Origin of the sequence: Pseudactinotalea sp. (genome assembly GCF_048594945.1) — a bacterium.
Classification (GTDB): Bacteria; Actinomycetota; Actinomycetes; order Actinomycetales; family Beutenbergiaceae; genus Pseudactinotalea.
The window spans coordinates 1-5921 of sequence record NZ_JBMDXJ010000229.1 but is presented as its reverse complement, the minus strand read 5'-3'; the positions used below and the strand labels follow the sequence as shown (position 1 = coordinate 5921).

The following is a 5921-nucleotide window of genomic DNA, read 5'->3' as shown; positions in this document are numbered from 1 at the left end:
TCGGCGCGCGCTCGGTCTCGGTGATCTCGGTGGTGCTCATCAGATGTCCTTACCGGAGCGCCGGGCCACGCGGACCCGCTGGGTCTTGGTGCGACCGTCGCGCTCAACCTGCTCGGTGCGGTAGCCGACCCGAGTGCCACGCTTGGTCTCGGAGTCGACGAGCATGACGTTGCTGACGTGGATCGGCGCCTCGACTGTCTCGATGCCGCCGGTGCGGGTGCCACGCTGGCTCTGCGCCACCTTCGTGTGGCGCTTCACGCGCTGCACGCCTTCGACGACGAGCCGGTCCTCGTGGACCTCGAGCACGCGGCCCTGCTGGCCCTTGTCGCGGCCTGCGATGACGACCACGAGGTCGCCCTTCTTGATCTTCGCCATGGCTCAGAGCACCTCCGGTGCGAGCGAGACGATCCGCATGAACCGCTTGTCGCGCAGCTCGCGGCCCACCGGGCCGAAGATGCGCGTGCCACGCGGCTCGCCGTCAGCCTTGAGGATGACCGCTGCGTTCTCGTCGAACTTGATGTAGGACCCGTCCTGGCGGCGGCGCTCCTTGGAGGTGCGCACCACGACCGCCTTGACGACGTCGCCCTTCTTGACGTTGCCGCCCGGGATCGCGTCCTTGACGGTGGCGACGATCGTGTCGCCGATGCCGGCGTAACGACGACCGGATCCACCGAGCACACGGATGCACAAGATCTCCTTGGCACCTGTGTTGTCGGCGACCTTGAGTCGCGACTCCTGCTGAATCATCTGTTAGCTCCTGGTGTCGTGCTGGTTCTCGCACTGCATGCGAGCCTTGCCGAACGGATTGTGGACTTAGCCGTCACTTGGCCTTTTCGAGAATCTCGACCACGCGCCACCGCTTGGTGGCCGACAGCGGCCGGGTCTCCTGGATCAGGACGAGGTCGCCGATGCCGGCCTCGTTGTTCTCGTCGTGCGCCTTGACCTTGGAGCTGCGGCGCAGCACCTTGCCGTACAGCGCGTGCTTCACGCGGTCCTCGACCTCGACGACGGCGGTCTTGTCCATCTTGTCGCTGACGACGTAGCCGCGGCGGGTCTTGCGGTAGTTGCGGTGGTCCGCGCCGGAGTCGGCCGCCACGGGCGCGCTCTCAGTGGTCTCAGTCATGGTGTCCTCGCTCACTTCGCGTCAACGGTCGGCGCGGTGCGGATGCCGAGCTCGCGCTCGCGCAGGATCGTGTAGATGCGGGCGATGTCGCGCCGCACGGTCTTGAGCCGACCGTGGTCCTCCAGCTGCCCGGTGGCAGAGGAGAAACGCAGGTTGAACAGCTCGTTCTTCGCCTTCTTGAGCTCCGCCACGAGCAGTTCCGACGTCATGCCGTCGAGCTCGGGGACAGCCAGCTCCTTGGAACCGATTGCCACGGTCACTCACCACCCTCGCGGCTCACGAACCGCGTCTTCATCGGGAGCTTGTGCTGCGCGCGGCGCATGGCCTCGCGAGCAAGCTCTTCATCCACACCGGCCAGCTCGAACATGACCCGGCCTGGCTTGACGTTGGCGATCCACCACTCGGGCGAACCCTTACCGGAACCCATGCGGGTCTCCGCCGGCTTCTTCGTGAGCGGGCGGTCCGGGAAGATGTTGATCCAGACCTTTCCGCCACGCTTGATGTGACGGGTCATCGCGATACGCGCGGCCTCGATCTGCCGGTTGGTGACGTAGGCGGGCTCGATGGCCTGGATGCCGTAGTCGCCGAAGGCGATCGACGTGCCGCCCGAGGCCTGACCACGGCGCTTCGGGTGGTGCTGCTTGCGGTGCTTGGTCCGCCGGGGGATGAGCACGGCTCAGGCCTCCGTCTCTGACGTCGGGGCAGCGGTGGCAGCCGCGGGCGCCGGAGCGTCCTCGGCCGGAGCAGCCTGCTGCGCGGGAGCGGCGTCGTCGCGGCGGCCACGGCCACCGCGCTCACCACGGTCGTTGCGGCGCTGGCGCGGTGCGGCGCTGGCCTGCTGCTGGGCGTACTCCTTCTCGGTGAGGTCGCCCTTGTAGATCCACACCTTGACGCCGATGCGACCGAACGTGGTGCGAGCCTCGAAGAAGCCGTAGTCGATGTTCGCGCGGAGCGTGTGCAGCGGCACCCGGCCCTCGCGGTAGAACTCCGAGCGGCTCATCTCGGCGCCACCGAGGCGGCCGGAGACCTGCACCTTGATGCCCTTGGCACCGGCGCGCTGCGAGGACTGGATCCCCTTGCGCATGGCGCGGCGGAAGGACACGCGGGACGCGAGCTGCTCGGCGATGCCCTGGGCGACCAGCTGAGCGTCGACCTCGGGGTTCTTCACCTCGAGGATGTTCAGCTGCACCTGCTTGCCGGTGAGCTTCTCGAGCTCGCCACGCAGGCGGTCGGCCTCGGCGCCGCGGCGGCCGATGACGATGCCCGGACGCGCGGTGTGCAGGTCGATGCGCACACGGTCACGCGTGCGCTCGATCTCCACCTTGGCGATGCCGGCGCGCTCGAGGCCCGTGGCCATGAGCTTGCGGATCTGCACGTCCTCGTTCACGTAGTCGCGGTAGCGCTGACCAGCCTTGGTGCTGTCGGCGAACCACCGGGTGCGGTGGTCGGTCGTGATACCGAGGCGGTAGCCGTGCGGGTTGACCTTCTGACCCATGGTCAGCGACCCCCTTCGTTGTGACGGTTCTGGTCCGCCACGATCACCGTGATGTGGCTGGTGCGCTTGAGGATCCGGCTCGCACGACCCTGCGCACGGGGACGGAACCGCTTGAGGGACGGACCCTCGTCGACGAACGCCTCGGCGATGACGAGGTCGCCCTCATCGAACCGCTCCGACGCCTGGTCGGCCTTCACGCGTGCGTTCGCGATCGCGCTCGCCACGAGCTTGCGGACCGGCTCGGCGGCCGCCTGCGGAGCGAACTGGAGCTGCGTGATCGTCTCGGACGCACCCTTGCCCCGGATCGTGTCAACCACGCGCCGAGCCTTCTGGGGCGTCACACGGACGAACCGCGCCTGCGCCTTGGCTTCCATCGTGTGTCCTTACTTGTCTCTTCGACTTCTCTGACGTCTGGTCGGTCGGCAACTGAGCATGCTCAGCGGCGCCGAGCCTTCCGGTCGTCCTTCTCGTGCCCGCGGAAGGTGCGGGTCGGGGCGAACTCGCCCAGCTTGTGGCCCACCATCGCCTCGGTGACGAACACCGGGACGTGCTTGCGGCCGTCGTGCACCGCAAAGGTGTGGCCGAGGAAGTCGGGCGTGATGACCGACCGGCGCGACCAGGTCTTGATGACGGTCTTGGTGCCCTTCTCGTTCTGAACGTCCACCTTCTTCTGCAGGTGGTCGTCGACGAAGGGACCCTTCTTCAGGCTGCGAGGCATGTCTGGGGTGCTCCTTAGCGCTTCTTGCCGGTACGGCGACGGCGCACGATCAGCTTGTCGCTCGGCTTGTTCGGACGGCGGGTGCGGCCCTCGGCCTGACCCCACGGGCTGACCGGGTGGCGACCACCGGAGGTCTTGCCCTCACCACCACCGTGCGGGTGGTCCACCGGGTTCATGGCGACACCACGGACGGTCGGGCGCTTGCCCTTCCACCGCATGCGGCCGGCCTTGCCCCAGTTGATGTTGCTCTGCTCGGCGTTGCCGACCTCACCGATCGTGGCGCGGCAGCGCGCGTCCACGTTGCGGATCTCGCCCGAGGGCATCCGCAGCTGGGCGTACGGGCCGTCCTTGGCGACGAGCTGCACCGAGGTACCGGCGCTGCGGGCGATCTTCGCGCCGCCACCGGGCTTGAGCTCGATGGCGTGGATGACCGTACCGGTGGGGATGTTCCGCAGCGGCAGGTTGTTGCCGGGCTTGATGTCGGCGCTCGCGCCGGCCTCGACCCGGTCCCCCTGCTTCAGGCGGTTCGGCGCGATGATGTAACGCTTGGTGCCCTCGGCGTAGTGCAGCAGCGCGATGCGCGCGGTGCGGTTGGGGTCGTACTCGATGTGCGCGACGGTCGCGGGAACGCCATCCTTGTCGTGACGACGGAAGTCGATCACGCGGTAGGCGCGCTTGTGACCGCCACCGATGTGACGAGCCGTGATGCGGCCCGCACTGTTGCGGCCACCGGACTTGGAGAGCGGTCGAACCAGCGACTTCTCCGGCGTGGACCGGGTGATCTCGACGAAGTCGGCGACGGAGCTGCCGCGGCGGCCCGGCGTCGTCGGCTTGTACTTACGGATGCCCATTGATCTGTTCCTCTACCTCTCAGCAGGCCCGGCTCAGCCGGCTCCGCCGAAGATGTCGATGGTGCCCTCGCGCAGCGTCACGATCGCGCGCTTGGTGTCCTTGCGGCGGCCGAGACCGAAGCGAGTACGGCGGGCCTTGCCCTTGCGGTTGATCGTGTTCACCGACGCGACCTTGACGCCCGAGAAGATCTGCTCGATGGCGAGCTTGATCTCGGTCTTGTTCGCGCTGGGGTCCACCAGGAAGGTGTACTTGCCCTCGTCGAGGAGGTTGTAGCTCTTCTCGGAGACCACCGGCGCGACGATGACGTCGTGCGGGTGCTTGGTGCTGATGTCGCTCACTTGGAGTCCTCCTCGATGACCTCGGCGGAGCTGGCCGACGCCGTCACGGAGCGGCCGGTGGCCGGGCCGGCGACGAACGTCTCGAGAGCCTCGGAGGTGAACACGACGTCGTCGGAGACGAGAACGTCGTAGGTGTTGAGCTGGTCCGGGTGGAGCAGGTGCACCGTGGGAACGTTGCGCAGGCTCTTCCAGGTGGTCTCATCGCCGCGCGAGAGAACCACGAGGACGTGACGCGAGGAGGCCAGCGCGGCGAGGGTGGCCAGCGCGCCGCTCGTCGAGGGGGCGTCACCCGAGACGAAGCTCGAGACCACGTGCACCTTGCCGCCGCGTGCGCGGTCCGACAGGGCGCCACGCAGGGCCGCGGCCTTCATCTTCTTGGGGGTCCGCTGGCTGTAGTCACGCGGGACCGGCCCGTGGACCACGCCACCGCCGGCGAACTGCGGCGCACGGAGCGAGCCCTGGCGGGCGCGACCGGTGCCCTTCTGGCGGTACGGCTTCTTGCCACCACCGCGGACCTCGCCGCGGCTCTTGGCCTTGTGCGTGCCCTGACGTGCGGCAGCGAGCTGCGCCACGACGACCTGGTGGATCAGCGGGACGTTCGCCTGAACGTCGAAGATCTCGGCCGGGAGGTCGGTGGTGCCGGACTTCTTGCCCGTGGCGTCGAGGATGTCGACGGCGGTCATCGCTGGGCCCCCTTCGCGGCGGTCTTGACCACGACGATGCCGCCCTTGGGGCCGGGCACCGGGCCGGCGACGAGGAGGTAGCCCTTCTCGACGTCGACAGCGTGGATCGTGAGGTTCTGGGTGGTCTGGCGCTCGTGGCCCATACGGCCGGCCATGCGCAGGCCCTTGAACACGCGCGACGGCGTCGAGGCGCCACCGATCGAGCCCGGCTTGCGGTGGTTGCGGTGTGCACCGTGCGAGGCGCCCACACCGGAGAACCCGTGGCGCTTCATGACGCCCGCGGTGCCCTTGCCCTTGGTGGTGCCGACCACGTCGACCACGGCGCCGGCCTCGAACGTGTCCGCAGCCAGCTCCTGGCCGACGCTGTACTCAGCGGCGTCGGAGGTGCGCACCTCGGCGAGGTGGCGGCGCGGGGTGACGCCGGCAGCGTCGAACCGGGCCCGCAACGGCTGGGTGAGCTTGCGCGGGTCGATCTGGCCGTAGCCGAGCTGGACCGAGGAATAGCCATCGGTCTCAGGCGACTTGATCTGGGTGACGACGTTGTTGCCGACCTCGATCACGGTGACGGGACGCAGCCGACCGGCCTCGTCCCACACCTGGGTCATGCCGAGCTTCGTGCCCAGCAGCGCCTTCACGGCGCGCTCAGTAGTTGCAGTCATGAGACGAACCTCTACAGCTTGATCTCGATGTTGACGTCAGCCGGAAGGTCGAG

At 68.3% G+C, this 5921-nt stretch carries 12 protein-coding genes; all 12 read right to left on the bottom strand.

The annotated features are described in order from the left end of the window. Nucleotides 1-39: 39 nt before the first annotated feature. Nucleotides 40-375, bottom strand: a complete 336-nt coding sequence (rplX, locus tag ACOJSN_RS09875; RefSeq protein ID WP_420112322.1) for a 50S ribosomal protein L24 — start codon at nt 373-375, stop codon at nt 40-42. Nucleotides 376-378: 3 nt separating this feature from the next. After that, a complete protein-coding gene (gene rplN, locus ACOJSN_RS09870; protein WP_420112321.1) occupies nt 379-747 on the bottom strand; it encodes a 50S ribosomal protein L14 in 369 nt (122 codons plus the stop codon). A gap of 73 nt (nt 748-820) precedes the next feature. Beyond that, nucleotides 821-1138 (bottom strand): 30S ribosomal protein S17, encoded by a 318-nt coding sequence (gene rpsQ, locus ACOJSN_RS09865; RefSeq protein ID WP_420112320.1) that lies wholly within the window; start codon nt 1136-1138, stop codon nt 821-823. After that, nucleotides 1135-1377, bottom strand: coding sequence for a 50S ribosomal protein L29 (gene rpmC, locus ACOJSN_RS09860; protein ID WP_420112319.1), 243 nt, complete (start codon nt 1375-1377; stop codon nt 1135-1137). The genes rpsQ and rpmC overlap by 4 nt, the downstream gene beginning before the upstream one ends. 2 nt (nt 1378-1379) lie before the next feature. Beyond that, nucleotides 1380-1796, bottom strand: a complete 417-nt coding sequence (rplP, locus tag ACOJSN_RS09855; RefSeq protein ID WP_420112318.1) for a 50S ribosomal protein L16 — start codon at nt 1794-1796, stop codon at nt 1380-1382. 3 nt (nt 1797-1799) lie between these two features. Then, nucleotides 1800-2618: a 30S ribosomal protein S3 gene (gene rpsC / locus ACOJSN_RS09850; RefSeq protein ID WP_420112317.1), complete on the bottom strand. Its 819-nt coding sequence runs from the start codon at nt 2616-2618 to the stop codon at nt 1800-1802. Between the two features lie 2 nt (nt 2619-2620). Then, on the bottom strand, nt 2621-2992 hold the full coding sequence (gene rplV, locus ACOJSN_RS09845) for a 50S ribosomal protein L22 (protein WP_420112316.1): 372 nt from the start codon (nt 2990-2992) through the stop codon (nt 2621-2623). Between the two features lie 62 nt (nt 2993-3054). Further along, nucleotides 3055-3336, bottom strand: a complete 282-nt coding sequence (gene rpsS / locus ACOJSN_RS09840; RefSeq protein ID WP_420112315.1) for a 30S ribosomal protein S19 — start codon at nt 3334-3336, stop codon at nt 3055-3057. Between the two features lie 14 nt (nt 3337-3350). Continuing rightward, entirely contained in the window at nt 3351-4187 is an 837-nt protein-coding gene (rplB, locus tag ACOJSN_RS09835) for a 50S ribosomal protein L2 (protein ID WP_420112314.1), read from the bottom strand. Nucleotides 4188-4220: 33 nt separating this feature from the next. After that, nucleotides 4221-4517, bottom strand: a complete 297-nt coding sequence (rplW, locus tag ACOJSN_RS09830) for a 50S ribosomal protein L23 (protein ID WP_420112323.1) — start codon at nt 4515-4517, stop codon at nt 4221-4223. A 5-nt stretch (nt 4518-4522) separates the two neighbouring features. Then, nucleotides 4523-5209 (bottom strand): 50S ribosomal protein L4, encoded by a 687-nt coding sequence (gene rplD, locus ACOJSN_RS09825; RefSeq protein WP_420112313.1) that lies wholly within the window; start codon nt 5207-5209, stop codon nt 4523-4525. After that, complete coding sequence (rplC, locus tag ACOJSN_RS09820; RefSeq protein ID WP_420112312.1) at nt 5206-5868, bottom strand: 50S ribosomal protein L3; 663 nt, start codon at nt 5866-5868, stop codon at nt 5206-5208. The genes rplD and rplC overlap by 4 nt, the downstream gene beginning before the upstream one ends. Between the last annotated feature and the right edge of the window lie 53 nt (nt 5869-5921).